Raw genomic sequence first — 25364 nt, 5'->3', positions numbered from 1 at the left:
TCACTCGGCCAGCGCCCCCTGCGCCTGCGCCATGAACTTCGACGTCGTGGCCCGCGCTCCCACCCGGCCCGACCGGACGTCCTGGGCCGCCGCCGTGAGCAGCGCGCGTACCCGGGCGTGCCCCCGGGGCGGTGGGGCCGGGGCGGGCCCGACCAGGTCGTTGAGGGACGTGCCGAAGGTGGCGACGCGCTTGACCACCGGATCGTCGGACGCCTGGGTGACGGCCTGCCGCACGGCCAGGTCGGCGGGCAGCCCGCGGTCGGTGCCGAGGATCCGGCCCACCTCGACGTTGGTGGTGAGGAACGCGACGACGTCGGCCACCACGCCGGGGTGCCGGGTGCCGTGGAAGCCGGCCCAGTACATCGAGGCCAGGTCCCACTGGGCGGCCGGCGGCCCGGGGAAGGCGGCCAGCCCCAACTCGTCGTCGGTGTAGCGCTGGAGTTCGGGCAGCTGGTGCGACCAGGCGAACGAGGCGGCGGTGTGGCCGGTCACCACGAGCTGTCGGGCCGGTTCGCCGCCGTCGGCCCGGTCCACCAACGCGGCGGCCGGGGTCGCCCGGTCGTTGCGGGCCCGCTGCCAGAGCTCGAACCAGTCGACCAGGGCCGCCGAGCTGAAGCCGAGTTGCCGCCCCTGGTAGAACTTGCCGCCCTGGCCGCGCAGCCAGAGCCAGAGCGCCCGGTGGTCGCCGGACGGGTCCATGGTGCCGGCCACCCGCCCGCCGCTGGCCTGGGTGACCCGCGCGGCCCAGGCCAGGTAGTCCGCCCACGGCATGATCGTCGGGGCGGGCACCCCGAGCCGGCGCAGCAGGTCCTTGTTGTAGACCACGGCGACGTGCGTCTGCGCGGCGGGGACGCCGTACAGCCGACCGTCCACCCGGCCGTAGTCGGCCAGCCCGGGCGGCAGGCCGCCGAGGTCGAGCCGGCCGTCCGCGGCGTACGGGCTGAGGTCCAGGGCGATGCCGCGCTGGGCGTACTCGGTCAGCACGGTGTCGTCGACCTGGAACAGGTCCGGCACGTTGCCGCCGCCGGCCTGGGTCGCGAGCCGGTCGTAGTAGCCGCTGGCGGCCTGCCAGGTGACCCGGAAGGTGACCCGGGGGTTGCGCGAGGAGTAGAGCCGCAGTGCCCGCTCGGTGGCCTCCGCGCGCCGGGTGTTGCCCCACCAGAAGACCGACAACTCGATCGGCCCGTTCTCGTCGACCGGGGCGGCCGGGCCGTCGCTGCACCCGGCGAGGCCGCCGGTGGCGAGCGCCGGCACCGCCAGCAGCGCGCCGAGCAGCCGCCGCCGGTCCGGGTCGGCGCCGGGCCGGGGGCGCGGAGGGCGGGCAGCGGGCACGGGGGGCTCCTGGTGCGCGGCGGTGCGGGCCGGACCATTCACGCAGGCGGTGAGCCCGGGTGTCAACGCCGGGCGGCCGGCGGCGGCGGGGACGGTCGCTCGGGCGCTGACCGGCATCGATGCGCGCCGAGCCGACCCGGGCCCGCCGGCCTCGGGACGGCCGGTGGCCGCACCAGGCGTCCCGACGTCGTCTGATGTACTAGGGCGCGTGGAACTTCTGCACTCGGGCAAGGTCAGGGACGTCTACGCCGACGGCGACGACCTGATCCTGGTCGCCTCCGACCGCATCTCGATCTACGACGTGGTGCTGCCGACGCCGATCCCGGACAAGGGTCGACTGCTCACCGCCCTCTCCGTCTGGTGGTTCGAGCAGCTCGCCGACCTGGTGCCGAACCACATCATCTCGACCACCGACGTGCCCGCCGAGTTCGCCGGCCGGGCGATCCGCTGTCGGCGGCTGGAGATGGTCCCGGTGGAGTGCGTCGCCCGCGGCTACCTGACCGGCGGCGGCCTGAAGGAGTACCAGCGCACCGGCGCCGTCTCCGGCGTGGCGCTGCCGCGCGGCCTGGTCGAGGCGTCGATCCTGCCCGAGCCGATCTTCACCCCGTCGACCAAGGCGCCGGTGGGGGAGCACGACGAGCCGATCACCTTCGCCGAGGTGGTGGACAAGGTCGGCGCGGAGACCGCCGAGCGGCTGCGCCAGATCACCCTCGACGTCTACCGCCGCGGCGCCGAGCTGGCCGCCGACCGGGGCATCCTGGTCGCCGACACCAAGCTCGAACTGGGCTGGACGCCGGACGGCACCCTGATGCTCGGCGACGAGTTGCTGACCTCCGACTCGTCCCGGTTCTGGCCGGCCGAGTCGTACCAGCCGGGCCGCGTGCAGTTCTCCTACGACAAGCAGTACGTCCGGGACTGGGCGACCGACAGCGGCTGGGACAAGCAGGGCCCGGCTCCCGAGGTGCCGGCCGAGGTGGTCGAGGCGACCCGGGCCCGCTACGTCGACGTCTACGAGAGGCTCACCGGCAACCGCTGGGCCTGATCAGAAAGCCGCAGCAGGGCGGGCGTCCGGCTGGACCTCCCGGCCGTCACGATTGAGGGTTGCATCGTCGCTTTCCGCATTCGTGAATGTCGGGCTGGTGGAGATGAACTTCGACATGTGGATCCGAGCTCTGAAGGCCGCCCGGGCCAGCGCGGGAGTCTCCCAGGAGGCCCTCGCGGAGCGGATCAGCTGGAGTCCGTCGACCATCGCGGCGATCGAGACCGGTCGGCGGCGGCCGACCCCGCAGTTCGCCGCCGCCGCCGACGATGCGTTGAGCACCGCAGGCCTGCTCTCCGAGCTGCTGGCTGCGGCCAACCGCCAGCAATCGCCGACGTGGTTCGCGCCGTGGCGCGGGGTCGAGGCCGCCGCGTGCATCCTCCGTACCTTCCAACCGTCGTTTGGTGCCCGGCCTCCTGCAGACCGAGGCGTACGCGCGGGCGGTGCTCACGGCGCAGGGCACCCACGGGCCCGACCAGGTGGCGCACCTCGTCGCCGGCCGGATGGAACGTCAGGATCTGCTCACCGGCGAAGTGCCGAAGCGGTTCACCCGCGATCATGGACGAGGCCGCCCTGCGGCGGGTGGTCGGTGACCGGGAGACCCAGCGGGCACAGCTGGAACGTCTGAGGGAGTTGGCGGATCTACCCCACATCCGGCTGTACGTCGTGCCGATCGGGGTGGGAGCTCATCCGGGTCTGGCCGGCGGTTTCGTGCTGGCCACGCTGCCGGACGGTGACGAGGTCGCCTATGTGGACGGCGTCTTCGGTCAGGTCATGGATCAGCCGGACGCGCTGGATACGATCAGGGTCATGTGGGACACACTCCTCAGCGAGGCCCTGCCGCAGAATGTGTCCGCAGAGTTGATCGGAAAGCTGGTGAGCGAGCTGTGAACACTGCCCCCACCCCTCGGTGGCGAGTGTCGAGCCGGTCGGGCAACGGTGGCGACACCTGCGTCGAGGTGGCCGACAACCTGTCCGGCCGCGTGCTCGTCCGCGACTCGAAAGACCCCAGTGGCGGCATCCTCACCTTCGCTCCGGCCGCCTGGCGGTCCTTCGTCGCGCTGATCAAGTCAGCGCCGAGCATCTGAATCCTCCCGACGGGCCGGTCTCATGATCGTCTGATGGGAACCGACGCGACACGCCGTGCCGCCCGTCGGGATTCATCAGATGATCATGAGTACCCGGCGTTCACTCCACCCGGTCCAGGGTGCGCGCCACCCTTGCGCAGCTCGCGCGCCCACGCGTCGCCCGCCCCGGGGCGTCCGTACGATCTGGACCGTGCGTGACATCGCCGTGTTCAGCGGAAGTGCCCATCCCGAACTCGCCGCCGAGATCTGTGCCCACCTCGACGTCCCGTTGCACCCGGTGCGGGTCTCCCGGTTCGCCAACGACTGCCTGGAGGTGCAGTTGCAGGCGAACTGCCGGGAGCGCGACGTCTTCCTGATCCAGCCGTTGGTGCCGCCGGTCCAGGAGCACCTGGTGGAGCTGCTGCTCATGATCGACGCGGCCCGGGGCGCGTCCGCCGGCCGGATCACCGTGGTGCTGCCGCACTACGCGTACGCCCGGTCGGACAAGAAGGACGCCCCGCGCATCTCGATCGGCGGGCGGCTCGTCGCCGACCTGCTCACCTCGGCCGGGGCGCACCGGGTGCTGGCGATGACCCTGCACTCGCCGCAGGTGCACGGCTTCTTCAGCGTTCCCGTCGACCACCTGCACGCGCTGCGCGAGCTGGCCGCCCACTTCCGGCGCTACGACCTGACCGACACCGTGGTGGTCTCGCCGGACCTGGGCAACGCCAAGGAGGCCGCCGCCTTCGCCCGGATGCTCGGCACGCCGGTGGCGGCCGGGGCGAAACAGCGGTTCAGCGACGACCGGGTCAAGATCAGTACGGTGATCGGCGACGTGGCCGACCGGGACGTCATCGTCCTCGACGACGAGATCGCCAAGGGCAGCACGGTGATCGAGCTGATGGCGCACCTGCGCGAGCGGAAGGTGCGCTCGATCCGGCTCGCCTGCACCCACGGGCTCTTCTCCAGCGGCGCGCTGGAGCGGCTCAGCGGCGAGGACGGGGTGCTGGAGATCGTCTGCACCAACACGGTCCCGATCCCGGCGGAGAAGCGGGTGCCGAAGCTGGAGATCCTCTCGGTGGCGCCCGCGTTGGCCGAGGCGGTGCGGCGGATCCACAACGGCGAGTCGGTCAGCGCGCTCTTCGGCTGAGTCGGGCCGGGTCAGTCGCCGGCCGGGCCGCCCGCGCGGCGCAGCTCCCGGATCAGGGCGCTGATCCGTACCGTGGTGCCGGCCGGGCTGGTCTCGACCTCCATGGCGTCGCTCAGCTCCCGGGCCAGCCACAGCCCCCACCCGCCGGCGGTGTCCGGCGCCGGGCGGCTGTGGTCGCTGAGCCGCTGCGCGCTGATTCCCGCGCCGTGGTCGGAGACCTCGCAGACCAGCTCGTCGGCCCGCCGCCACAGCCGCAGCCAGCCCCGGCCGCCGCCGTGCCGGACCGCGTTGGTGATCAGCTCGTTGACGGCGAGGACGAAGTCGTCCAGCCGCTGGCCGTTCAGCCCCGCGGCGTGCGCGCAGGAGGTGACCGAGTGTCGCAGCTCGGTCACCTGGGCCTGCTCGAAGGCCTCGGCGATGAGAACGGAAGATTCGATGGGCACAACCGTACGCGGCGGGGGCGGATCTGCGTTCGTCATGGCCCTGTCCCGACAGCCGGTCTCGGAGTTTCGCGGCATTTCCACCGTACGTCAGGGTTCTCCGTACCGCGACCGGCGGCGGCGCCGAGCCGGCCGGCGGCTGTGGCATCGTGACGGCCATGCCGTCGCCGCCGGGTGGTCTCGAGGTGCCGCTGTGGCGTTCCATCGCCGTCTTCCGCTTCGCCGCCCTGGGGTACGTCTGCCTGCTGGTGCTCCGCGACGCCGACCGGTACGCCCACCCGCTCGCCGCCGGCGCCGTCCTGCTGTCGATGCTGGCCTGGTCCGGGGTGACCGCCGCCGGCTACGCCCGGCCGGCGAACCGGCACTGGCCGCTGCTCCTGGCCGACCTGGGCGTCGTGCTCGTCGTCCTCGCCGTCTCCCCGTGGGTGGTCGGCCGCCCGGCGCTGGCCGCCGGTGTGCCGACCCTGGCCGTGGTCTGGCTGGCCGGCCCGGTGCTGGCCTGGGCGGTCTCCGGCGGGCGGCGGCGCGGCGCGGTCGCGGCGCTGGCGCTCGGCGCGGCGGACCTGGCCAGCCGGGGACGGATCGGCCCGTCCTCGCTCACCGGGGTGATCCTGCTGCTGCTCGCCGGGGTGATCGTGGGGCACGTCGCGCGGCTGGCGGTGACCGCCGAGGAGCGGCTGCACCGGGCGGTGCAGCTGGAGGCGGCCACCCGGGAGCGGGAGCGGCTGGCCCGGGGCATCCACGACTCGGTGCTCCAGGTGCTGGCCTTGGTGCAGCGGCGCGGCGCCCACCTCGACGGCGAGGCCGGTGAGCTGGCCCGGCTCGCCGGCGAGCAGGAGGCGGCGCTGCGCGCCCTGATCGCCGGGGTCGACCCGGCGCCCGCCGCCGACGAGCCGACCGGCACCCTGGACCTGCGCGCCCTGCTCGGCCGGTACGCCTCGGCGACGGTCTCCGTCTCCGCCCCGGCCACCCCGGTCCCGCTGCCCGCCCCGGTGGCCCGGGAACTGGCCGCCGCCACCGCGGCGGCGCTGGACAACGTGCGGCGGCACGCCGACGGGCGCGCCTGGGTGCTGGTCGAGGACGAGGGGGAGACGGTGACGGTGTCGGTGCGTGACGCCGGCCCGGGCATCGGAGCGGGCCGGCTGGTCGAGGCGGCCCGGCAGGGGCGGTTGGGCATGAGCCAGTCGATCCGGGGCCGGATCGCCGACCTCGGCGGCGAGGTGCGGGTCGTCTCCGCGCCGGGGGAGGGCACCGAGGTCGAGCTGGTGGTACCGAGGGAGGACGGGTGACCGGGGTACGCGTGATGGTGGTCGACGACCACCCGATGTGGCGGGAGGGGGTGGCCCGCGACCTCACCGAGGCCGGCCACCGGGTGGTGGCGACCAGTGGTGAGGGGCGGCAGGCCGTCCGGGTGGCCGCCGCGGCCCGGCCCGACGTGGTGGTGCTCGACCTCCAGCTGCCCGACATCTCCGGAGTCGAGGTGATCCGGGGCCTGCGGGCCGTGCTGCCCCAGGTGCGGGTGCTGATGCTGTCGGCCAGCGGCGAGCAGCAGAGCGTCCTGGACGCGGTGAAGGCCGGTGCCACCGGCTACCTGGTGAAGTCCGCCGCGCCGGCCGAGTTCCTGGACGCGGTGCGCCGCACCGCCGCCGGGGAACCGGTCTTCACGCCCGGCCTGGCGGGACTGGTCCTCGGCGAGTACCGCCGGCTGGCCGGCGCCACGGACGGCGGGGCCCGGTCGGGCCGGGACGACGCGGCCCCCCGGCTCACCGAGCGGGAGACCGAGGTGCTGCGTCTGGTCGCCAAGGGGCTGTCGTACCGGCAGATCGCCGAGCGGCTGGGGCTCTCGCATCGCACCGTGCAGAACCACGTCCAGAACACGCTGGGCAAGCTCCAGTTGCACAACCGGGTCGAACTGACCCGCTACGCGATCGAGCGCGGGCTCGACGACTGAGTCAGTGCGACTCCGGCGGCCGGGTCTCGTGGATCGCCAGCTCCTCGGCGGTGGCCCCGCCGCCGGCCGAACCCGCGTCGTAGGCGACCGAGTCGGTCTCCTGGTCGGTGTGCGCCCCCTCGTCCGGTTCGACCAGCCGGCCCACCTGGGAGTCGGCGATGGTGCCCAGCTTGCCGTGGTCGTAGATGGAGACCGGGGAGTGCGGGTCCGAGGTGGGACCGGGGTTCATCACATCGGCGTCCAGCTGCGCCTCGGCGGCGGCCTCGTCGCTGTCCGCCTCGGCGGCGATGTCCGGGTCGACCGGGCCGGCCAGCGGGTCGTCGGCGGCGCGCTCGTACTGCTCCCGCTGCAGCTTGTAGTCCAGCGACTCCCCTTCGAGCTGCTCCTCGGCGGTGGTGCCGAAGCTGTCGACCGCGACCGGTGTGCGGTCGCCGGGCAGCTGGGCCGGCTCCGGGCCGTCGGCCTCGCGGCCGGTGAGGACGTCGTCGTTGGCGGTGGAGTCGTCGTCGGCGGTCTGCGGCAGACCCTCCGCCTCAGGGTCGGAGAGGGGGGTCGGGTACTCGTCGTCGCGCATGACTGATCACTACCCACTGCCATGCCCGGGGTAACCGGAGCCGGACCCCGCAATCGGGACGAAAAGGGAGGAGTCAGCCCTGGCGCGCGGCTTCGTCCTCGGCGTGGAGCACGCACCAGACCACCTTGCCGTTCGGCACCGGGGTGCTGCCCCAGCGTCGGGCCACCGTGTCGATCAGCAGCAGGCCACGGCCGCCGGTCGAGGTGAGCGGAGCCAGGCCGGCGTACGCGGGCTGTCGGGGGGAGTGGTCGCGGACCGCGACGTGCAACGAGCTGTCGCGCGGCGCGAGGCGGACCGTCATCGGCGTCCGCGCGTGGGCCACCACGTTGTTGACCATCTCGGTCACCGCGATCGACGCCGGCTCGGTCAGCTGCGGCACACCCCAGCGGGCGCACCCGTCGGCGATCATCGCCCGGGCCTGCCGGGCGGCCCCCACCGTGGGCGCGAGGTCCGCGGCGAGCAGCGCGGCCATCGGGGTACGGGCCAGCGCGGCGGTCGCCTCGTCGGCGGTCGCGTACACCGGCAGCCCGGTCGCGTCGGCGCCGGTGACCGTGCCGGCCGGGTCGAGCACCAGCAGGTCGGCGGCGGGCCAGTCGGCAATTGCGCGGCGGACCTCGGCCAGCAGACGCGCGGCGCTGCCGTCGGTGGAGCGGAGCCGGGCCACGTCGACCACGATCGGGCCGGGCCGGTCGCTCAGTCGCGCCAGCAGGGCGTCGCGGACCCGGTCGGCGGTGGTGGGCTCCAGCACGCCGCTCAGCCGCACGGTCGCGGACGACTCGTCCGCCTCTACCAGGCATCGCGCGTCCGTCGGCATGATCGTCCCATTGTGCATGCCGGCGGCCGGACGCGCACCCGGCCGCTCCGTGCCGGTCATCGCCGTTCCGCCCGGGAGCGGCGGGTCATCGCGGCCATCGTGCCGACCGCGGTCCCGGCGGCAGCCAGCCCGAACGCGGCGGTCACCCGGACCACCTGCCGGCGTCGGCCGTGCCAGCCGCCCGCGCGCTGCGCCTCGGCGTCAGCGCGGAAGACGTTGCCGGTGCTGTCCGCCGCGCCCGACGGCCCGAACTGCGTCCGGTGGGCGTACCAGCCGAGGGCCCGCTCGGCCAGCGCCGGCGCGAGCCGCCACTGCAGGCCGATCAGCCGGGCCGCGCCGCCGGCGTACGCCTCCCGGCGCGGGCGGCGCAGCAGCCGGACGATGGTCTCGGCCACCATCTCGGGCGGGTACACCGGCGGCGGCGGGACCAGCTCGCGCCCGGTGTGGTTGCCGGCGTGCCGGAAGAACGGGGTGTCGATGGTGGCCGGCAGCACGGTGCAGATCGAGATGTTGCCCCGGCCGGTGACCCGCAGCTCCTGCCGGACCGTGTCGGCCAGCCCGCGGATGCCGTGCTTGGTGGCGTTGTACGCCGACTGGTAGGGCATCGCCACCTCGGCCAGCACCGAGGCGTTGTTGACCACGACCCCGCCGCCGGAGAGGCTCAACCAGGGCAGCGCGGCGCGGATGCCGTACGCGGCGCCCAGCAGGTTGACCTCCAGCACCCGGCGGAACTCCGACACCGGGATCTCGTCGAAGAGCCCGACCGCGCTGACCGCCGCGTTGTTCACCCAGCCGTCGATCCGGCCGTACTCGGCCGCGGTGCGGGCGGCCAGTTCCTCGACCGCCACCGGGTCGGTCACGTCGGTGGGCACCGCCAGCGCCCGCCCGCCCAGCTCCCGGCAGCGCCGGGCGACGTCCTCCAGGGCGGGCTCGCTGCGGGCGGCGAGGACGATGTCCGCGCCCCGGCGGGCCAGCGCGTAGGCCGTGGCGGTACCGATGCCGCTCGAGGCGCCGGTGACCACCACGACGGCGTCCGAGAGACTGCGGGTTAGCGGCATTCTTCGTCGGTACCCCGACCAGAGTGGGTCATGCGGCCGGGTGGGCACGGATCGGCACCGGGTCGGGCGGCCCGCGTGAGCCCGGGGCCGAGGGCTGGGGCGGGCGCCCGGCGGTCGCCGGGAGCCCGCGGTCGGGGGGTCCTGCGCCGGCGCGTGCCGGGGCGGCGATCCCGGCCTTCCGGGCCTTCCGGACACCCCGCTGGACGATGGCGTAAACCGATCACCCCGAACGGCCGGGTACCGGCCTCCGCTCACCCGGCCGGACCCCCCGCGAAATCGCGTGGGACCTGCGGAAAGTCCGGTGGCGGGGGCCTGCCGGCGGCTCGCTGGTCGGGTGCCCGCAACGGTCGGCCGGCGGCGTTCCGACTGCTCCCGATCTGCCAGGTTTCGGCTCGCCGGGGCCGGGTTAATGGGACCCTCTGACCGGAGGACCATCCCTCACGAATCGCATGGAGGTGACCATGCGCGTCGGCCTCGTCTGCGCGCACGCCGGCTCGGCCCGGCATGCGGACGCCCCCGCCGTCGGCACCCACGAGCACATCGCCCGGGTCGCCGCCGAGCTGGCCGGGCGCGGCCACGACGTACGGGTCTACGAGCGCCGCGACGACCCCGCCCTGCCGGAGGCCGTGGAGGTGGACGGCTACCGCCTCGAACGGGTGCCCGTCGGGCCGGCCCGGATCACGCCCACCGCCGAGCTGGTGCCGTACGTGTCGGAGTTCGGCCGGTGGCTGGCCGACCGCTGGGCCGCGGAGTGGACCCCCGAGGTGGTGCACGGGCACTACTGGATCGGCGGCCTGGCCGCCGCCCACGCGGTCCGCGAGACGGACATCCCGGTCGTGCAGACCTTCCACTCCCTCGGCGTCGAGCAGCTGCGCCACCTCGGCCAGCAGTACGACGGCCCGGGGGAGCGGATCCCGCTGGAGCGGGCGCTGACCCGTGCGGTCGACATCGCGGTCGCGCAGTGCAACGACGAGGTGGACGAACTGACCCGGATGGGCCTGCAACGCACGTCGGTGGCGATGGTCCCCGCCGGGGTGGACATCGAGCGGTTCCACCCCGACGGCGAGGCGGCCCCCCGCGACCAGCGGGCCCGCATCCTCTCCGTCGGCGGGCTGTCGCCCGGTCACGGCCAGGAGGACCTGATCCGGGCGATGCGCCTGGTGGGCGACGCCGAGTTGGTCATCGCCGGCGGCCCGCCGCCCGAGGAGCTGGCCACCCACGCCGAGGCCCGCCGGCTGCGCGAGCTGGCCGAGCGGACCGGGGTCGCCGACCAGGTGAAGCTGGTCGGGGCGGTACCGCACGACCAGATGGCCACCTGGTACCGCTCGGCCGACGTGGTCGCCTGCACCCCGCACTACTCCTCCGCCGGCCGGGTGTCGCTGGAGGCGATGGCCTGCGGCGTACCGGTGGTCGGGTACGCGATGGGCGGCATCGCCGACGCCGTGGTCGACGAGGTCACCGGGCGGCTGGTGCCCCCGGGCGACGTCCGCACGCTGGGCGTGACGCTGCGCCGGCTGCTGGCCGACAACGCCGGGCGGTTCGCGTACGGGCACGCGGCGGTGGACCGGGTGCGGTGCAGCTACACCTGGGAGCGCACCGCCAGCGCCCTGGAGCGGCTCTACGAGCGGGTGGTGCTCCGGCGCAAGCCGGTCGAGGCCTGACCGTCGGTCACAGCGGTGGTCGGCCGGAGCCGGCGCCGACCGCGATCCGTTCCCGTCGCCGGACGACGGCATGGTGGTGCTGTGGTTCGGCGTACCGGGTGAGCCCGATGACCGCGGCGAGGGTGACCAGGAAGCCGACCGCGGCCAGCCACTCCCGGCCCGGCCAGATCCGGTCGTTGAGCAGCAGCAGGCCGACTATCGCGGCGGGCACCGCCCCGGCGGCGTCCATCGCGGCGACGGCGGCCGTGGTGGAGCCGCGCTGCATCGCCAGCCCGAGCAGCAGCTGCCCGACCAGGGAGTGGGCGATCAGCAGGTAGAGCAGCGGGTCCTGGACGAACGCCTCGGCCGTCGGCGCGGACGCCAGCGGGCGGGCGGCCACCGCGGCGGCGGAGAACGCCATCCCGGCCAGCGAGCCGAGCGCCACCGACCCGGGCGGCCCGTGCAGGCGGACGGCGAAGAAGCCGAGGATCCCGATGCCGCCCAGCGCCACGGCGAGAGCGACCAGGCCGGCGGTGCCGAGCGACTTCGACGGCGCCGGCTGGGCGGAGAGCACCAGCGCGGTGATCCCGCCGAAGAGCAGCACCAGCAGGGCCACCTCCGCCTTCGGCAGCCGCCACTTGAGCACCACCACGCCCAGCACGGCGGTGACCCCCAGCCCGGCGGCCACGCTGGCCTGCACCAGGAACAGCGGCAGGTCCCGGCGGGCCAGGAAGGCCAGCACGAACCCGGCCACCTGGCAGAGCAGACCGACCAGGTAGGTGCGGTGCACGGCCAGCTTCAGCAGCAGCCCCGGATCGAAGGTGTGGTGCACGGTCGTCCGGGCGGCGGCGACCGACTGCAGCATGTTGGCGAAGCCGTACGCGACGATCATGGCCGCGAGGAAGCACCAACCGGAGGACACCACCTGGCGAGGATAGAGGGTGCCCGGGGTTCAGCGCGCGGTTGGCCGACCCAGCCGGGCGAGGATGTCGGCGTGCAGCAGGCCGTTGCTGGCCACGGCGCTGTGCTCCCCGGAACCCTCCCCAGCAGGGACGCCACGGCCGGACAGATCGGTGAACACGCCCCCGGCCTCGGTCACCACCGGCACCAGCGCGGCGACGTCCCAGAGTGACAACTCGGGCTCCACCATGACGTCCAGTGCGCCCTCGGCCAGCAGCATGTAACCGTAGAAGTCGCCGTACGCGCGGCTGCGCCAGGTGTCCCGCATGAGCTGGAGCATCGCGTCCAGCCGGCCCGCCTCCTCCCAGCCGCTGAGCGAGGAGTAGCAGAAGCTCGCGTCGGCCAGGTCGCCGACGGCGGAGACCCGGATCGGCGTGCCGGAGGCGGCGTCCGGCCCGGCGTACGCGCCCTCGCCGAGCGCGCCCCACCAGCGGCGGCCCAGCGCCGGGGCGGAGACCAGCCCGACCACGGGACGGTCCCCCTCCAGCAAGGCGATCAGGGTGGCCCAGACCGGCACGCCCCGGACGAAGTTCTTGGTGCCGTCGATCGGGTCGACCACCCAGCGCCGCCCCCCGGGCCCGGCGGCGGGCTGCTCGCCGTACTCCTCGCCGAGCAGGCCGTCGCCGGGACGGCGGTCGGCCAGCAGCGCGCGGATCTCCCGCTCCACGGCGGTGTCCGCGTCGGAGACCGGGGTGAGGTCCGGCTTTGCCTCGACCCGCAGGTCGAGCGCCCGGAAGCGGGCCGTGGAGATGGCGTCGGCGGCGTCCGCGAGCTGGTGGGCGAGGGCGATGTCGTCGGCGTACCCGGTCATGGGAGAAACCGTAGCCACGCCCGGTTCAGGACCCGGCGAGCGGGTCGCCCGGATTCCGCTGGTCGGCCTCGCCGCGCGGGTCACCCTCCCCGGACCGCGAGGACAACAGCCGACGGTACGACGCCAGCCGGCGTGGATCGGCCTTGCCGGCGGCCACCCAGGCGTCCAGCGCGCAGTCGGCCGCGTCGGCGGTGTGCGGGCAGTTCGGCGGGCAGTCCACCGTCGCCTCGACCAGGTCGGCGAAGCCGTGCAGCAGGCTCTCCGCCGAGACGTGGGCGAGCCCGAAGCTGCGCACCCCGGGGGTGTCGATGATCCAGCCGGGGTCGCCGTCGACGCCGGGCGCGGGCGGCAGCCGCAGCGCCACCGCGCTGGTCGAGGTGTGCCGGCCCCGGCCGATCGCGCTGACCACGCCGACGGCCCGGGCGGCGTCCGGCACCAGGCGGTTGACCAGCGTCGACTTGCCCACCCCGGAGTGCCCGACCATGACCGAGACCCGGCCGGCGAGCAGCGCCCGCAGCGCGTCGAGGTCGGAGTCCGGGCGGACGAGCACGTACGGCAGTTCCAGCTCGGTGTAGTAGCCGAGCACCTGCTCGGGCCCGGCCAGGTCGGCCTTGGTCAGGCAGAGCAGCGGCTCGATGCCGGCGTCGTACGCGGCCACCAGGCAGCGGTCGATGAAGCCGGTGCGCGGCGGCGGGTCGGCCAGCGCGCTGACGATCACCAACTGGTCGGCGTTGGCGACCACGACCCGTTCCAGCCGACCCTCGGCGGTGGTCGCGTCGTCCTCGGCGGTCCGCCGCAGCACCGAGCGCCGCTCGGCGATCCGGACGATCCGGGCCAGCGCGCCGGCCGCCCCGGAGGTGTCCCCGACCAGGCCCACCCGGTCGCCGACCACCACCGACTTGCGCCCCAGCTCCCGGGCCCGCATCGCGGTCACCGTGTCGTCGGCGTCGGCGCCGGCCAGCACGCAGGTGTAGCGGCCCCGGTCGACGGCGATCACGAAGCCGTCGACCGCGTCGGCGTGCCGGGGGCGGGTACGGGTGCGTGGACGCGAGGACTTTCCGGGCCGGACCCGTACGTCGTCCTCGTCGTACTCCCGCCGTCTGGTCGCCAGGACCGCCCCCTCTACGCCTCAGCTTTTACCGGTCACCATTGCCGACCATAGTGCCGGGAACTCGGGCATGGTCTTTGAGGTACACGCCACGTCGTCCACCTCGATACCGGGGACGGCCAGCCCGGCCACCGCGGCGGCGTGCGCCATCCGGTGGTCGGCGTAGGTGCGGAAGGTGCCGCCGCGCAGCGGGCGGGGCCGGATCTCCAGCCCGTCGGAGGACTCGGTCAGGTCGGCGCCGAGCGAGGTGAACTCGCGGGCCAGGGCGGCGATCCGGTCGGTCTCGTGGCCGCGGATGTGCGCGATGCCGGTGAACCGGGACGGGGAGTCGGCCAGCATGGCCAGCGCGGTCAGCGCCGGGGTCAGCTCGCTGACGTCGGAGAGGTCGGCCTCCAGCCCGTGCACCGTGCCGGTGCCGCGCACGGTCAGGCCGGCGGTGCCGAGCGTCACCTCGCCGCCCATCCGGTGCAGCAGCGAGCGGAGCTGCTCGACCGGCTGCGCGCTGCTGCGCGGCCAGCCCTGCAACGTCACCTCACCGCCGGTGACCAGCGCGGCGGCGAAGAACGGGACCGCGCCGGAGAGGTCCGGCTCGATCTCCCAGCCGCGCCCGGCCAGCGGGCCGGGCTCGACCACCCAGACGTCCGGGACGCTGTCGTCGACCGCGGCGCCGGCCGCCCGCAGCATCTGCACGGTCATCCGCAGGTGGGGCGCGGAGGGGACGGGCGGGCCCTGGTGGCGCACCACCACGCCCCGGTCGAAGCGCGCGCCGGCGAGCAGCAGGCCGGAGACGAGCTGGCTGGAGGCGGAGGCGTCGATCACCACCTCGCCGCCGGCGACCCGGCCGGTGCCCTGCACCGTCAGCGGCAGGCTGCCGGCGGCCGGGGCCTCGACGCGTACGCCGAGCGAGCGCAGCGCGCCGATCAGCGGACCGAGCGGGCGGACCCGGGCCTGCGGGTCGCCGTCGAAGGTGACCCGTCCCTCGGCCAGGCCGGCGACCGGCGGCGCGAAGCGCATCACCGTGCCGGCCAGCCCGACGTCGACGTGGGCCGGACCGACCAGCCGGTGCGGCCGGACCAGCCAGCGCTCGTCGTCGGAGATCGACATGTGCGCGCCCATCGCCCGCAGCCCGGCGGCCATCAGCTCGGTGTCCCGCGCGCGCAGCGGCCCGTGCAGGGTCGACGGACCGCTGGCCAGGGCACTGAGCACCAGCGCCCGGGCGGTCATCGACTTGGAGCCGGGCAGGCGCAGCGTCGCGGCAACCGGATCGCTGGCGGTCGGTGCGGTCCACGGCTGCGGCCGGGTCGCGGTCGGATTCCCCACGGTTACATTCTGCCAAGCTCGCCGGCCCGTGGAGCCGGCCGTTGGTCCTACTCCCGGTTGGCGGGACAGCCGGGAAGCCGGCGGGGCGTTAGCGTGTGCGCCATGTGCGGGAGGTACGCCACGACCCGGAGCGCCGGTGACCTGAGCGCGCTGTTCGAGTCGTACGACGACACCGAGGGCCGGCTCGCGCCTGACCACAACGTCGCGCCGACCGACCCGGTGCCGGTCGTGCGGATGGACGCCGAGGCCGGTCGGGTGCTGTCGGCGGGGCGCTGGGGCCTGGTGCCGCACTGGTCCCGTTCGGCGGCCGGCGCCGCCCGCATGATCAACGCCCGGGTCGAGACGGTCGCCACCAGTCGCGCGTACGCCGACCCGTTCGCCCGCCGGCGCTGCCTGGTCCCCGCCGACGGCTGGTACGAGTGGGTGCGCCGCCCCGCCGGCGGCAAGCAGCCCTACTACATGACCCCCCGCGACGGCTCCGTGCTGGCGTTCGCCGGCATCTGGTCGCGCTGGGAGTCGCTGCTCACCTTCAGCGTGCTCACCACCGCCGCGGTGGGGAAGCTGGCCGAGGTGCACGACCGGATGCCGCTGCTGCTGCCCGCCGACCGCTGGGCGGCCTGGCTCGGGCCGGCCGACGACCCGGCGACGCTGCTCGCCCCGCCGCCGGTCGACTGGCTCGCCGGTCTGGAGATCCGGCCGGTGGGTCCGGCGGTGGGCGACGTGCGCAACGACGGCCCGGGGTTGATCGAGCGGGTGCCGCTGCCCGAGGAGCGCGTCGAGGGGGAAATGACGCTTTTCTGAACGCGATTCGCGACATTGTCGCGTACGAATTGCCAGAGTTCCGGGCGAAATTTCGCTCGGATCTTCAGTCATCTTTGTGCACATCCTCTTGTCTCCGTGTGCACGGGTGCGATAGAACACAGCGCCGGCACTGGGAGCGTCTTCGCGCGGTGCGAACGATGCCCGTCGATCTTGCCGGTCCCACGGGGGAGGTGGGTGTGATGACCCGGGCGCGTATGCCCCGACCGCACGAGGTGGCCGCCGCACGACGAGATCCGCGACTGTTGCGGGCGTTGCGCGAACGCCGCCAGGACGAGGCCTGGCGGACCAGAGGGACCTGCCAGAGCGTCGATCCGGAAACATTCTTTCCGGCGCCCAACGAGCCGGCCGACGCCGCCGTCGCGCTCTGCCGCAGTTGCGACGTGCAGGGCTCGTGCCTGGCCTGGGCGCTGGAGGTCGGCGACTGCCACGGTGTCTGGGGTGGCACCACGCCGCGCGAGCGGCGGGCCATGCTGGTCGCCTGGCGCAGCGAGGTGCAGCCGGATCCGGACGCCGCGGACGACGCCGGCCCGCCGGTGCGCGACCGCCTGCTCACGCTGGTGCCGCTGAGCTGAGGCCGCACCCGAACGCCACGGCACCGCTCGTCGACTGAACCGGCCGGGGTCGCCCCACCGTCGGGCGTCCCGGCCGGCCTGGTCGCCGTGTCCGGCGGCCATACGGCGCAGAATGGGCCGGTGCCGCACCGCGACGAGATCGACACTCCACGGGGCCCGGCCCGGGTCGAGACCGACCTGCCGGCCGGCCCGCCGGTCGCCCTGCTCGTGCTCGGGCACGGAGCGGGTGGCGACGTGGACGCCCCCGACCTGCTCGCGGTCCGGGACGCGGCCGTCGGCGCGGGGGTGGCGGTGGCGCGGGTGACCCAGCCGTACCGGGTGGCCGGGCGGCGGGCGCCGGCACCGGCCGGGCACGTCGACGAGGCGTGGACGGCGGTGGCCGTCGGACTGCGTACCCGGCACCCGGACGTGCCGCTGCTGGTCGGCGGGCGTTCCAGTGGTGCCCGGGTGGCCTGTCGTACGGCGGCGGCCGTGGGTGCGGCCGGGGTGGTCGCGCTGGCCTTCCCGCTGCACCCGCCGGGCCGGCCGGAGCGGTCCCGCGCCGCCGAGCTGCTGACCGGGCTGCCCACCCTGGTGGTCAACGGCGACCGCGATCCCTTCGGCGTGCCCGAGGCCGACGCCTCGGTCCGCGTGGTCGTCCGCCCCGGTGAGCGTCACGACCTGCGCAAGGATCCGGCCGCCGTGGCCACCGCCGTGCTCGCCTGGCTGCGCGAGCGGGGCTGGGCGCTGCCCTGAGCCACGGCGTGCGGCCGCCCCGCCCGACGAGCGTGACCGGGGCGGCGCAGGGTCGTTGCATCGGATGGTGCCGGCCGCCCGATCCGGGCGAACGGCACCGTCCTCCCAGGCCCTTCCTGGTCCCAGCGTCGGTCTCCGCCGAGGCCGGGACCAGGAACGGGGGCGGCTGGCGGAATGTCCGGACCCCGACCGGGCGTTACCACCACCGGAGCGACACATCTGGCGAGGGGGGTGACCGGTGCCGACCGAGACACGGAGCCGGGAACGGGACGAACGGGAAGCGCGGCAGCTCCGGCAGCTGCTGGGCGGACCGGACTGGCCCGCGACGGTGGGCGGCACGGCGGTGGTGAGAGCGGGCACACCCGGCGGAACCGAATCTGCCGGCAGGCCCGTACGCGTATCCTCGGCGGGGAAGCATCCGACGCGAGGGGATGTGCGGTTGACCACCGAGAAGACGGACGAGCGCAGGGCCCGCTTCGAGCGGGACGCGATGCCCTTCGTCGACCAGCTCTACGCTGCCGGGTTGCGGATGACACGCAACCCCGCGGATGCCGAGGACCTGGTCCAGGAGACGTACCTGAAGGCGTACGCCGCCTTCCACCAGTTCGAGCAGGGCACGAACCTGAAGGCCTGGCTCTACCGGATCCTGACCAACACCTACATCAACACCTACCGCAAGCGGCAGCGCCAGCCCATCCAGGCGCCCACCGAGGAGATCACCGACTGGCAGCTCGCCGAGGCCGAGTCGCACACCTCCAGCGGTCTGCGGTCGGCCGAGACCGAGGCGCTGGACCGGCTGCCGGACAGCGACGTCAAGGAGGCCCTCCAGCAGCTGCCGGAGGAGTTCCGCCTGGCGGTCTACCTGACCGACGTCGAGGGGTTCTCCTACAAGGAGGTCGCCGACATCATGGGCACGCCGATCGGCACCGTGATGTCCCGGCTGCACCGGGGCCGACGTAATCTGCGGAAGTTGCTCGAGCGCTACGCCGCGGAGCGCGGTTTCAGCGCCGCGCAGTCCTCGAAGGGCTCGACCGCCGCTGCCGGCCGGGAGGTGTGACGTGAGCTGTGGAGAGCCGCACGAGACGGACTGCCGTGAGGTACTCGCGGAGGTCTACCTCTACCTGGACCTGGAGTGCGCGGAGGAACGGCGCACCCTGATTCGCCACCACCTCGACGAGTGCGGGCACTGCCTGCGCGAGTACGGCATCGAGCAGGAGGTGAAGGCGCTCGTCGCCCGCTGCTGCGGCAACGAGGCCGCCCCCGACCAGCTGCGCGAGCGGCTGCGGATCCGCCTGACCGAGCTGGTGGTCTTCGAGACGACCGAGTCGCGCGAACTGGCCGACTGAACGTACGCGGAACACGACGGTGGCCCGGGTCGATTCGACCCGGGCCACCGGTCTGTCCGGCCCTCGGGCCGGCGGTGCTGACCGCGACGGCGGGGTCCCGCCGTGCGAGATCAGGAGTTGGGGCGCTTGCCGTGGTTCGCGGCGTTCTTCCTACGGGCCTTCTTCCTACGGGACTTCTTCGCCATGCTGACCTCCTCGTGATGGGCGGATCCCTGCTGCGGCGACCCTCGGCGCCGGTGCACGCACCGGTCCTCCCGGCGCCAGGGTCCGACCCGCTGATGCTAGTGCGGCCGGTATCCGCCATCGTCCGCCGGGGCGGGGAGGGCGCGCGGCGTTTCCGGTCGTGGACGTGGCGCCGCCCGCTCCCCGCCCATCGCGTGCCGCCGCATGATTGGATACGTCGGCAGGCAATCGCGAGAGGGAGGGCCGGGAGATGGCCGAGGAGATCCGTGCCGAGATGGTGGCCAACGTCTGGAAGGTCGTCGCGTCGGCCGGGGACACCGTGTCCGAGGGGGACACGCTCGTGATCCTGGAGTCGATGAAGATGGAGATCCCCGTCGTCGCCGAGTCCGACGGCGTGGTCAAGCAGCTCGCCGTCAACGAGGGCGACGTCGTGCAGGACGGTGACCTGATCGCGGTGATCGATTGACCGGCCTGCTGGTCCGCCCGGCGACCTCGGCCGACTTCGCCGCGGTCGCCCGGCTGACGGTGGCCGCGTACGAGGCGGACGGGCAGCTCAAGGGCGAGCACGGGTACGCCGAGGTGCTCGCCGACGTGACGCACCGGGCGACCCACGGCGAGGTGCTGGTGGCCGTGGACGAGGCGACCGGCGAGGTGCTCGGCTCGGTGACCTTCGTGCTGCCCGGCAGCCCGTACGCGGAGCTCTCCGGTCCCGGCGAGGCGGAGTTCCGCATGCTCGCCGTGGACCCGGCGGCCCAGGGTCGGGGCACCGGGGCGGTGCTGGCCCGGGCCTGCGTCGACCGGGCCGCTGCGCTGGGCTGCACGGCGGTGGTGATCTGCGTACGCGGTGGGTTCGCCGCGCCCGCGCACCGGCTCTACGAGCGGATGGGCTTCGTCCGGCTGCGCGAGAAGGACTGGTCGCCGGTGCCCGGGGTGGACCTGCTGGGCCTGCGGCTGGAGCTGACCGCTCAGTCCTGAGTCGCGTCCGGCTCCGGCTCACCGATCCCGGCGAGCAGCTCGTCGGCGACCTCCAGCGCGATCTTCTTGCGCTCCTGGTCGGTGATGTGCGGGGCGCGCACGGCGAACCAGCTGCTGTGCACCGCGAAGAGGGTCAGGGTCGCGCGCAGCTGGGCGGCGGGTGACTTGTCGCCCTGGCACAGCTGGTCGGCGAGGCCCAGCATCCGCTCACGCATCTGCATGCCGGCCGAGAGGCTCTTCAACACGGTCTGGTTCTGCTCGAAGAACCGCATCACCGAGGGCTGCTCGCTGGCGAACATCATGTCGGCGTACCTGTTCAGCAGCGCCCGCCGGGTGTCCCGGGTGGGCGGCTGCGACCGGGCCCAGGCGATCAGCTCGTCGATCCGCCGCACGCGGTCCTCGACCAGGCTGTTGACGATCTCGTCCTTGCTCTTGAAGTGGTAGTACAGCGCCGCCTTGGTGACGTTGAGCCGCTCGGCGATCTCGCGCAGCGAGGTCCGCTCGTACCCCTGCTCGGTGAAGAGCTCCAGCGCGACGGCCTGGATACGCTCACGCGTGCCGCCTGTGCTCTCCCTCACCTGCACCACCCAACTCGCTTGACGGTCTCTCGCTGTCCAACTTACCGTGCGGCTAGTAAGGTAACTAGCCGGGCGGCAAGTAAGTGCGACACTTCTCCGGGGGAGCTTACCCATGAGTCAGGAAAGCCAGACGGCGGCGAGACCCAACGTCAGGGTCGTGCTGTTCGGCCTGATGATCGCGATGATGCTCGCGATGCTCGACAACATGATCGTCAGCACCGCGCTGCCGCGGATCGTCGGCGAGTTCGGCGGCGTCGACCACTTCACCTGGGTCGTCACCGCGTACGTCCTGGGCACGACCGTCTCCACCCCGATCTGGGGCAAGCTCGGCGACCTGTACGGGCGCAAGGCGGTCTTCCTGACCTCGGTGGTCGTCTTCCTGGTCGGCTCGGCGCTCTGCGGGATGGCCGGCTCGGACATGCTCGGCGGCCCCGGCGACGGCATGGTCGAGCTGATCGCGTTCCGCGCGGTGCAGGGCCTGGGCGCGGGTGGCCTGATGGTCGGCGTGATGGCGATCATCGGTGACCTGGTGCCGCCCCGCGAGCGCGGCCGCTACCAGGGCATGATCGCCGGCATCATGGCCATCGCCATGGTGGCCGGCCCGCTGGTCGGCGGCTTCATCACCGACAACCTCTCCTGGCGCTGGGCGTTCTACGTCAACCTGCCGCTGGGTGGGGTCGCGCTGCTGGTGCTGGCCACCACCATGCACCTGCCGAAGTACCGGACCGAGCACAAGATCGACTGGCTGGGCGCCGCCCTGCTCTCGGTCGGCATCACCGCGATCGTCCTGCTCACCACCTGGGGTGGCAACGAGTACGACTGGGTCTCCCCGCAGATCCTCGGCCTGGCGGTGCTCGCCGTGGTGGCGCTGGTCGCCTTCGGCCTCGTCGAGCGCCGGGTTCCCGAGCCGATCCTGCCGCTGGGGCTCTTCGCCAACCGCAACTTCGCGCTGATCTCGGTGATCGGCTTCCTGCTCGGCTTCGCGATGTTCGGCGCGATGAACTTCCTGCCGCTCTACCAGCAGACCGTGCAGGGCGCCTCGGCCACCAACAGCGGCCTGCTGCTGCTCCCGCTGATGTTCGGCATGCTGGTGGTCTCGCTGGTGGTCGGCCGGGCGATCACCAGGACCGGCCGGTACCGGATGTTCCCGATCGTCGGCGGCGTGGTGATGACCGCCGGCATGCTCCTGCTCAGCCGCCTCGACGTGCACACCGGCAAGGTCGAGTCCTCGCTCTACATGGTCGTGCTCGGCGTCGGCATGGGCTTCCTGATGCAGACCTCGATGCTGATCGCGCAGAACAGCGTCGAGCAGAAGGACCTCGGCGCGGCCAGCGGCGCGGCCACCTTCTTCCGCTCCATCGGCGGCTCGTTCGGCATCTCGCTCTTCGGCGCCATCTTCGCCAACCGGCTGGCCGACTCCGCGGCCGGCAGCGCGTTCAGCGGCGGTGCCGGCGAGGGACAGGGGATGGACCTGGCGAAGCTCAAGGAGCTGCCGGCCCAGGCGCGCGAGTTGGTGCTCGGCGGCCTCTCCGGCGCGATCTCCCACGTGTTCCTCTGGGCGGTCCTCTTCACCGTCGTCGTGCCGGTGCTCGCCTGGTTCATCAAGGAGGTCCCGCTGCGGTCGTCCAACGACGCCCCGGCCGGGGCGACGCCCGAGGAGCAGGCCGAGACCGCCCTCGGCAAGGCCCCGGTGGCCTGACCCGGCTCCGTCGCGGCCGCGTCGTCCCCTCCCCGGGGGCATGATCGACCCCGTTTGCGGCGTGTCGCGGTGTCCCGGCGACCGGACACCGCGACACGCCGCAAACCGCGAGCGGGGGTGGCGCTCGGTCGGGCGGGGTCAGGGGCGGCGGAGGGCGCGGGACAGGAGGGCGCGGAGGCGGGCCAGCAGGCCCGGACGGCGGGGCGGTGGCGCCGTCGCGGCGGCGACGATCCGGTCGGCCAGCGCGGTGGTCGCCTCGTCCAGGGCCGGGGTGGCCAGCGCCAGGTGGGCCAGCGAGGTGGCGATCGGCACCGGCCGGTCCCGGGCCACCTCCGCCGCGTCCGCGAGCCGCTCGGCGACGACCCGGGCCACGTCGGGGCGTACCGCGGGGTCGACCCAGGCGGCGGTGACCAGGGCGAACAGCGCCGCCTCGGTGATCCAGTCCTCCACACCCCAGACCAGCTCGACCAGCACCCGGCGCCGGGTCGACTCCGCCCACGGCTCGTCGGTGCGGTGGTGCAGCAGGCCGAGGCAGGCCCAGACCTGCACGCACCGCACCCAGAGCGACGGGTCCTGCCCGGTCAGCACCCGCCCCAGCGCGGTCGCGGGCGCCTCGGGCGGATGCACCAGCAGCCCCAGCAGGTCGCCCAGCTCCAGGGTGGCCAGCCCCACCGCGGCGTCGTACGCGGCCGGCGGGTGGGGCCAGGCGGGATGCGCCAGGTGGCGGACCCGGTCCGCCGCGTCGGCGGAGGGGACCGGCAGGGTGGGCGCGGCGGTGCTGCCGTCGTAGCGCCAGAGCTGGCAGGTGGTGGCCCGGCGGGGCTCCCGCGGGTCCGGGTCGGCCACGCCGGTGACCTCGACGTCCAGGCCCGGCACGGCCGCCGCCACGGTACGCATCGCGCTCGGCGGCTCGACGGCGGCCAGCCGTACCGAGGCGCCGGGCGTGCCGTCGGCGGCCAGGGCGCGGCGGAGCGCGTCGACCATCGCGCCGGCCGCCGGGGTGACCTGCCCAAGCCAGGGCCGGCCCCGGCAGCACTCGGCCAGGTCGCCGTGCTCGTGGCTGTCGTCGGGATGGTCCCGGACGAAGTCGGCGAGGGCGACCAGGTGCGCCACGTCCCCGTCGCGCAGGTAGCGCAGCCGGTGCGCGGTGTGCACGGCACAGTCGAACGTGGGGTCGCGGGCCAGCGCCCGGTCGATCCACTCCAGCGCCGCGTCCAGCCGGCCGGTGTCGGCCAGGGTGCCGGCGATGTCCGCGTACACGGCGAGGTCGTCGGGATCGTGGTCGACGGCCCGTTCCAGGGCGGCCAGGGCGTCCCGGGTCCGGCCCGCGCTGCGGTACGCGTACCCGAGCCAGACCTCGCCGAGCTTGGACGGCTCCACGCGTACCCCGCGGCTGGCCCAGGTGACCGCGAGGGCGACCTCGCCGAGGCGCCGGGCCAGCGCGGACGCCGCGCCCAGCAGCAGCGCGTGGCGCGGATGCGCGGCCACCGCGTTGCGAGCGAGGGTGAGGTACGGCAGCAGCGGCGGCCGGCCGGCCCGGGGCACCGGGTCGGGCACGGCGGCGCAGACCTGCATCAGGATCCGGGCGGCGCGTTCCGGGTCGAGCCGTCGCGCCAGCTCGGGGGCGCTCACCCAGGGCACGCCGGCCCAGTCGACCCCGGGTGCGTGCCCGGTGGCGGCGACCAGCAGGTCGAGCCCCTCGGCCGGGCGCCCGGCGGCGGCGAGCAGATGGGCCCGGGCCACCACCGCGCCGACGAAGACCCGCTGGCCGAGCGGGAAGAGCTCCAGGTCGTTGCCGGAGGCCGCGGCGATGCGGGCCAGCGCCTCGTGCACCTCGGGCAGGGTCGGGGCCTGGACGATGGCGGCGGCGAGGTGACCGGCGGCGTGCGGCAGGTCGCCCTCGTCGAGCGCCAGCCGGGCCAGCGCGAGCTCCTCCGCGGCGGACAGCACAGGTTCGTCAGGTCCCTCCGACACGTCGGCCTCTCGCTCGCAGTTCCAGGGCTGGGCAAGCCTAGGGGATGACGCGCCGATCTGGTGATCCACTGCGCATTCCTGCTCGTAGGATTGATCAGACGCGAACAATGGTGCAAGACTGAGCACGAAACGCGCGGCAATCGCGCAGTGGGAGGAGCTTCCGTGACGCGTCCAGGGGCCGGGATGGCCGCCGACATCGACGAGCAGCCGGCCGGTTACGCCCGGTTGCTCACCGCCGAGCACGCCGGGGCGATCGCCCGCGTCGCGGCGGTGATCGCGCAGCGGCGGCCCCGGCACGTGGTCTTCACCGCCCGGGGCACCTCCGACCACGCGGCGCTCTACGGGGCGTACCTGACCGAGATCCGGCTCGGTCTGCCGGCCGGGCTCGCCTCGCCGAGCGTGGTCACCCTCTACGGGGCCCGCCCCGACCTCTCCGACGCCCTGGTCGTCGGGGTCAGCCAGAGCGGCGGGTCGCCCGATCTCACCGAGGTGCTGCGCGCCGCCCGCGACGCCGGGGCGCTCACCCTGGCGGTTACCAACGCCCCCGGCAGCCCGCTGGCCGAGACCGCCGAACTCTCCGTCGACATCGCCGCCGGGCACGAGCGGGCGGTCGCCGCCACCAAGACGTACACCGCCGAGCTGCTGGCCCTGCTGATGCTGGTCGAGGGCGTCCGGGCCGGCGACGGGGTGCTCCCCGCCGACGAGCGGGCCGCGCTGGACGCCCTGCCCGGGCTGGCCGAGCGCACCCTGACCGACCCCACCCCGGCCCAGCTCGCGCCCCGCTACCGCTTCGCCGGCCAGCTCGTCACCACCGGCCGGGGGTACGCGTACCCGACCGCCCGGGAGGCCGCCCTGAAGCTGATGGAGACCTCCTACCTGCCCGCGCTCGCCTTCTCCGGCGCCGACCTGCTGCACGGCCCGCTGGCGATGACCGACCCGGACGTGCCGGTGCTGGCCGTGGTCGGCTCCGGCCCCGGCGGCCGGTCGATGGAGGAGGTGCTGCCCCGGCTCGGCGAACGCCGCGCCGACGTGGTGGTGGTCGGCTCCGCCGAGGTCGAGGGGGCCACCCGGATGGCCGTGCCCGAGGTTGACGAGCGGTACGCCCCGCTGCTGGACATCCTGCCCCTGCAACGGCTGGCGCTGGCGCTGGCGCTGGCGCGGGGCGAGGACCCGGACGCCCCGCGCGGGCTGAAGAAGGTCACCGCGACGAGGTGAG

28 protein-coding genes and 2 pseudogenes are annotated in these 25364 nt (G+C 74.3%); 18 read left to right on the top strand and 12 right to left on the bottom strand.

All coding sequences use genetic code 11. The features are described 5' to 3' along the window. Positions 1-1332 (bottom strand): ABC transporter substrate-binding protein, encoded by a 1332-nt coding sequence (locus ACTMS9_RS10410; RefSeq protein WP_441164793.1) that lies wholly within the window; start codon positions 1330-1332, stop codon positions 1-3. A gap of 208 nt (positions 1333-1540) precedes the next feature. On the opposite strand from ACTMS9_RS10410, the gene ACTMS9_RS10405 reads away from it, so the two are divergent. The 6 genes and pseudogenes from ACTMS9_RS10405 to ACTMS9_RS10380 all read left to right on the top strand — a co-directional run bounded on the left by ACTMS9_RS10405 (position 1541) and on the right by ACTMS9_RS10380 (position 4588). Then, positions 1541-2374, top strand: coding sequence for a phosphoribosylaminoimidazolesuccinocarboxamide synthase (locus ACTMS9_RS10405; RefSeq protein WP_441164792.1), 834 nt, complete (start codon positions 1541-1543; stop codon positions 2372-2374). Positions 2375-2477: 103 nt separating this feature from the next. After that, positions 2478-2600, top strand: a pseudogene (locus tag ACTMS9_RS10400) (helix-turn-helix transcriptional regulator); the annotation flags it as partial. A gap of 175 nt (positions 2601-2775) precedes the next feature. Further along, on the top strand, positions 2776-2964 hold the full coding sequence (locus ACTMS9_RS10395) for a Scr1 family TA system antitoxin-like transcriptional regulator (protein ID WP_441164791.1): 189 nt from the start codon (positions 2776-2778) through the stop codon (positions 2962-2964). Then, complete coding sequence (locus ACTMS9_RS10390) at positions 2930-3262, top strand: DUF5753 domain-containing protein (RefSeq protein WP_441164790.1); 333 nt, start codon at positions 2930-2932, stop codon at positions 3260-3262. Before ACTMS9_RS10395 ends, ACTMS9_RS10390 begins: the two co-directional genes overlap by 35 nt. Beyond that, the gene (locus ACTMS9_RS10385; RefSeq protein WP_441164789.1) at positions 3184-3459 is read left to right on the top strand and encodes a DUF397 domain-containing protein; all 276 of its coding nucleotides are present in this window, start codon (positions 3184-3186) and stop codon (positions 3457-3459) included. The genes ACTMS9_RS10390 and ACTMS9_RS10385 overlap by 79 nt, the downstream gene beginning before the upstream one ends. Before the next feature lie 190 nt (positions 3460-3649). Then, positions 3650-4588, top strand: coding sequence for a ribose-phosphate diphosphokinase (locus tag ACTMS9_RS10380; RefSeq protein ID WP_441164788.1), 939 nt, complete (start codon positions 3650-3652; stop codon positions 4586-4588). Positions 4589-4599: 11 nt separating this feature from the next. On the opposite strand, the gene ACTMS9_RS10375 is transcribed toward ACTMS9_RS10380, so the two are convergent. After that, positions 4600-5067 carry an ATP-binding protein gene (locus tag ACTMS9_RS10375; RefSeq protein WP_441164787.1) on the bottom strand — a complete coding sequence of 156 codons (468 nt, stop codon included), beginning with the start codon at positions 5065-5067 and terminating at the stop codon, positions 4600-4602. Between the two features lie 119 nt (positions 5068-5186). On the opposite strand from ACTMS9_RS10375, the gene macS reads away from it, so the two are divergent. Further along, entirely contained in the window at positions 5187-6317 is a 1131-nt protein-coding gene (gene macS / locus ACTMS9_RS10370; protein ID WP_441142484.1) for a MacS family sensor histidine kinase, read from the top strand. A gap of 14 nt (positions 6318-6331) precedes the next feature. Further along, the gene (locus ACTMS9_RS10365) at positions 6332-6979 is read left to right on the top strand and encodes a response regulator (RefSeq protein WP_441142641.1); all 648 of its coding nucleotides are present in this window, start codon (positions 6332-6334) and stop codon (positions 6977-6979) included. Between the two features lies 1 nt (position 6980). Here the strand turns inward: ACTMS9_RS10365 and ACTMS9_RS10360 are convergent, their stop codons facing one another. The 3 genes from ACTMS9_RS10360 to ACTMS9_RS10350 all read right to left on the bottom strand — a co-directional run bounded on the left by ACTMS9_RS10360 (position 6981) and on the right by ACTMS9_RS10350 (position 9425). Then, on the bottom strand, positions 6981-7553 hold the full coding sequence (locus ACTMS9_RS10360; RefSeq protein WP_280841218.1) for a DUF5709 domain-containing protein: 573 nt from the start codon (positions 7551-7553) through the stop codon (positions 6981-6983). A gap of 73 nt (positions 7554-7626) precedes the next feature. After that, the gene (locus ACTMS9_RS10355; RefSeq protein WP_441142485.1) at positions 7627-8367 is read right to left on the bottom strand and encodes an ATP-binding protein; all 741 of its coding nucleotides are present in this window, start codon (positions 8365-8367) and stop codon (positions 7627-7629) included. A gap of 56 nt (positions 8368-8423) precedes the next feature. After that, positions 8424-9425, bottom strand: coding sequence for an SDR family oxidoreductase (locus ACTMS9_RS10350; RefSeq protein WP_441142486.1), 1002 nt, complete (start codon positions 9423-9425; stop codon positions 8424-8426). Positions 9426-9886: 461 nt separating this feature from the next. On the opposite strand from ACTMS9_RS10350, the gene ACTMS9_RS10345 reads away from it, so the two are divergent. Further along, positions 9887-11086 carry a glycosyltransferase gene (locus ACTMS9_RS10345; RefSeq protein ID WP_441142487.1) on the top strand — a complete coding sequence of 400 codons (1200 nt, stop codon included), beginning with the start codon at positions 9887-9889 and terminating at the stop codon, positions 11084-11086. Here the strand turns inward: ACTMS9_RS10345 and ACTMS9_RS10340 are convergent. The 4 genes and pseudogenes from ACTMS9_RS10340 to aroA all read right to left on the bottom strand — a co-directional run bounded on the left by ACTMS9_RS10340 (position 11044) and on the right by aroA (position 15264). Continuing rightward, positions 11044-11957 (bottom strand): annotated as a pseudogene (locus ACTMS9_RS10340) (hypothetical protein). The gene ACTMS9_RS10345 and the pseudogene ACTMS9_RS10340 sit on opposite strands and share 43 nt — an antisense overlap. A gap of 60 nt (positions 11958-12017) precedes the next feature. Continuing rightward, positions 12018-12836, bottom strand: coding sequence for a histidinol-phosphatase (gene hisN, locus ACTMS9_RS10335; RefSeq protein ID WP_441164786.1), 819 nt, complete (start codon positions 12834-12836; stop codon positions 12018-12020). A gap of 25 nt (positions 12837-12861) precedes the next feature. Beyond that, complete coding sequence (rsgA, locus tag ACTMS9_RS10330; protein WP_441164970.1) at positions 12862-13947, bottom strand: ribosome small subunit-dependent GTPase A; 1086 nt, start codon at positions 13945-13947, stop codon at positions 12862-12864. 18 nt (positions 13948-13965) lie between these two features. Continuing rightward, positions 13966-15264 (bottom strand): 3-phosphoshikimate 1-carboxyvinyltransferase, encoded by a 1299-nt coding sequence (gene aroA, locus ACTMS9_RS10325; RefSeq protein WP_441142489.1) that lies wholly within the window; start codon positions 15262-15264, stop codon positions 13966-13968. 102 nt (positions 15265-15366) lie between these two features. Between aroA and ACTMS9_RS10320 the strand changes: the two genes are divergently transcribed. From ACTMS9_RS10320 to rsrA, 5 genes are all read left to right on the top strand, one after another. After that, entirely contained in the window at positions 15367-16065 is a 699-nt protein-coding gene (locus ACTMS9_RS10320; RefSeq protein WP_441142490.1) for an SOS response-associated peptidase, read from the top strand. Positions 16066-16265: 200 nt separating this feature from the next. Further along, positions 16266-16658 (top strand): WhiB family transcriptional regulator, encoded by a 393-nt coding sequence (locus tag ACTMS9_RS10315; protein ID WP_088979381.1) that lies wholly within the window; start codon positions 16266-16268, stop codon positions 16656-16658. Positions 16659-16778: 120 nt separating this feature from the next. Continuing rightward, positions 16779-17393 (top strand): alpha/beta hydrolase family protein, encoded by a 615-nt coding sequence (locus ACTMS9_RS10310; RefSeq protein ID WP_441142491.1) that lies wholly within the window; start codon positions 16779-16781, stop codon positions 17391-17393. 238 nt (positions 17394-17631) lie between these two features. Continuing rightward, positions 17632-18450 carry a sigma-70 family RNA polymerase sigma factor gene (locus tag ACTMS9_RS10305; protein ID WP_357617859.1) on the top strand — a complete coding sequence of 273 codons (819 nt, stop codon included), beginning with the start codon at positions 17632-17634 and terminating at the stop codon, positions 18448-18450. Between the two features lies 1 nt (position 18451). Beyond that, complete coding sequence (rsrA, locus tag ACTMS9_RS10300; RefSeq protein ID WP_441142492.1) at positions 18452-18739, top strand: mycothiol system anti-sigma-R factor; 288 nt, start codon at positions 18452-18454, stop codon at positions 18737-18739. A gap of 110 nt (positions 18740-18849) precedes the next feature. Here rsrA and ACTMS9_RS10295 read toward each other — a convergent pair whose 3' ends face one another. Then, the gene (locus tag ACTMS9_RS10295; RefSeq protein ID WP_407940601.1) at positions 18850-18924 is read right to left on the bottom strand and encodes a 50S ribosomal protein bL37; all 75 of its coding nucleotides are present in this window, start codon (positions 18922-18924) and stop codon (positions 18850-18852) included. Positions 18925-19172: 248 nt separating this feature from the next. Here ACTMS9_RS10295 and ACTMS9_RS10290 point away from each other — a divergent pair, with 248 nt between their 5' ends. Continuing rightward, positions 19173-19388 (top strand): biotin/lipoyl-binding carrier protein, encoded by a 216-nt coding sequence (locus ACTMS9_RS10290; RefSeq protein ID WP_088973021.1) that lies wholly within the window; start codon positions 19173-19175, stop codon positions 19386-19388. After that, on the top strand, positions 19385-19897 hold the full coding sequence (locus tag ACTMS9_RS10285) for a GNAT family N-acetyltransferase (protein ID WP_441142493.1): 513 nt from the start codon (positions 19385-19387) through the stop codon (positions 19895-19897). Before ACTMS9_RS10290 ends, ACTMS9_RS10285 begins: the two co-directional genes overlap by 4 nt. Here the strand turns inward: ACTMS9_RS10285 and ACTMS9_RS10280 are convergent. Next, positions 19888-20481 carry a TetR/AcrR family transcriptional regulator gene (locus ACTMS9_RS10280; RefSeq protein WP_441164785.1) on the bottom strand — a complete coding sequence of 198 codons (594 nt, stop codon included), beginning with the start codon at positions 20479-20481 and terminating at the stop codon, positions 19888-19890. The genes ACTMS9_RS10285 and ACTMS9_RS10280 overlap by 10 nt on opposite strands. Before the next feature lie 106 nt (positions 20482-20587). Here ACTMS9_RS10280 and ACTMS9_RS10275 point away from each other — a divergent pair, with 106 nt between their 5' ends. Continuing rightward, on the top strand, positions 20588-22174 hold the full coding sequence (locus tag ACTMS9_RS10275) for an MDR family MFS transporter (protein ID WP_441164784.1): 1587 nt from the start codon (positions 20588-20590) through the stop codon (positions 22172-22174). 138 nt (positions 22175-22312) lie between these two features. On the opposite strand, the gene ACTMS9_RS10270 is transcribed toward ACTMS9_RS10275, so the two are convergent. Beyond that, positions 22313-24148, bottom strand: coding sequence for a tetratricopeptide repeat protein (locus ACTMS9_RS10270; RefSeq protein WP_441164783.1), 1836 nt, complete (start codon positions 24146-24148; stop codon positions 22313-22315). 183 nt (positions 24149-24331) lie between these two features. Here ACTMS9_RS10270 and ACTMS9_RS10265 point away from each other — a divergent pair, with 183 nt between their 5' ends. Beyond that, positions 24332-25363, top strand: a complete 1032-nt coding sequence (locus ACTMS9_RS10265; RefSeq protein ID WP_441164969.1) for an SIS domain-containing protein — start codon at positions 24332-24334, stop codon at positions 25361-25363. Position 25364: the final 1 nt, after the last annotated feature.

The sequence above is a fragment of the Micromonospora sp. L31 genome (assembly GCF_052068075.1).
Lineage (GTDB): Bacteria > Actinomycetota > Actinomycetes > Mycobacteriales > Micromonosporaceae > Micromonospora > Micromonospora purpureochromogenes.
The sequence above is the reverse complement of the archived record's forward strand: the minus strand, read 5'-3'. Positions and strand labels throughout refer to the sequence as shown.

Coding starts and splice junctions, on each gene's coding strand:
- ACTMS9_RS10390 (WP_441164790.1), top strand. CDS start 2,930: ATGGACGAGGCCGCCCTGCGGCGGGTGGTCGGTGACCGGGAGACCCAG.
- ACTMS9_RS10375 (WP_441164787.1), bottom strand. CDS start 5,067: ATGACGAACGCAGATCCGCCCCCGCCGCGTACGGTTGTGCCCATCGAA.
- macS (WP_441142484.1), top strand. CDS start 5,187: ATGCCGTCGCCGCCGGGTGGTCTCGAGGTGCCGCTGTGGCGTTCCATC.
- ACTMS9_RS10365 (WP_441142641.1), top strand. CDS start 6,332: ATGGTGGTCGACGACCACCCGATGTGGCGGGAGGGGGTGGCCCGCGAC.
- ACTMS9_RS10360 (WP_280841218.1), bottom strand. CDS start 7,553: ATGCGCGACGACGAGTACCCGACCCCCCTCTCCGACCCTGAGGCGGAG.
- ACTMS9_RS10355 (WP_441142485.1), bottom strand. CDS start 8,367: ATGCCGACGGACGCGCGATGCCTGGTAGAGGCGGACGAGTCGTCCGCG.
- ACTMS9_RS10350 (WP_441142486.1), bottom strand. CDS start 9,425: ATGCCGCTAACCCGCAGTCTCTCGGACGCCGTCGTGGTGGTCACCGGC.
- ACTMS9_RS10345 (WP_441142487.1), top strand. CDS start 9,887: ATGCGCGTCGGCCTCGTCTGCGCGCACGCCGGCTCGGCCCGGCATGCG.
- hisN (WP_441164786.1), bottom strand. CDS start 12,836: ATGACCGGGTACGCCGACGACATCGCCCTCGCCCACCAGCTCGCGGAC.
- ACTMS9_RS10320 (WP_441142490.1), top strand. CDS start 15,367: ATGTGCGGGAGGTACGCCACGACCCGGAGCGCCGGTGACCTGAGCGCG.
- ACTMS9_RS10315 (WP_088979381.1), top strand. CDS start 16,266: ATGACCCGGGCGCGTATGCCCCGACCGCACGAGGTGGCCGCCGCACGA.
- ACTMS9_RS10290 (WP_088973021.1), top strand. CDS start 19,173: ATGGCCGAGGAGATCCGTGCCGAGATGGTGGCCAACGTCTGGAAGGTC.
- ACTMS9_RS10275 (WP_441164784.1), top strand. CDS start 20,588: ATGAGTCAGGAAAGCCAGACGGCGGCGAGACCCAACGTCAGGGTCGTG.
- ACTMS9_RS10265 (WP_441164969.1), top strand. CDS start 24,332: ATGGCCGCCGACATCGACGAGCAGCCGGCCGGTTACGCCCGGTTGCTC.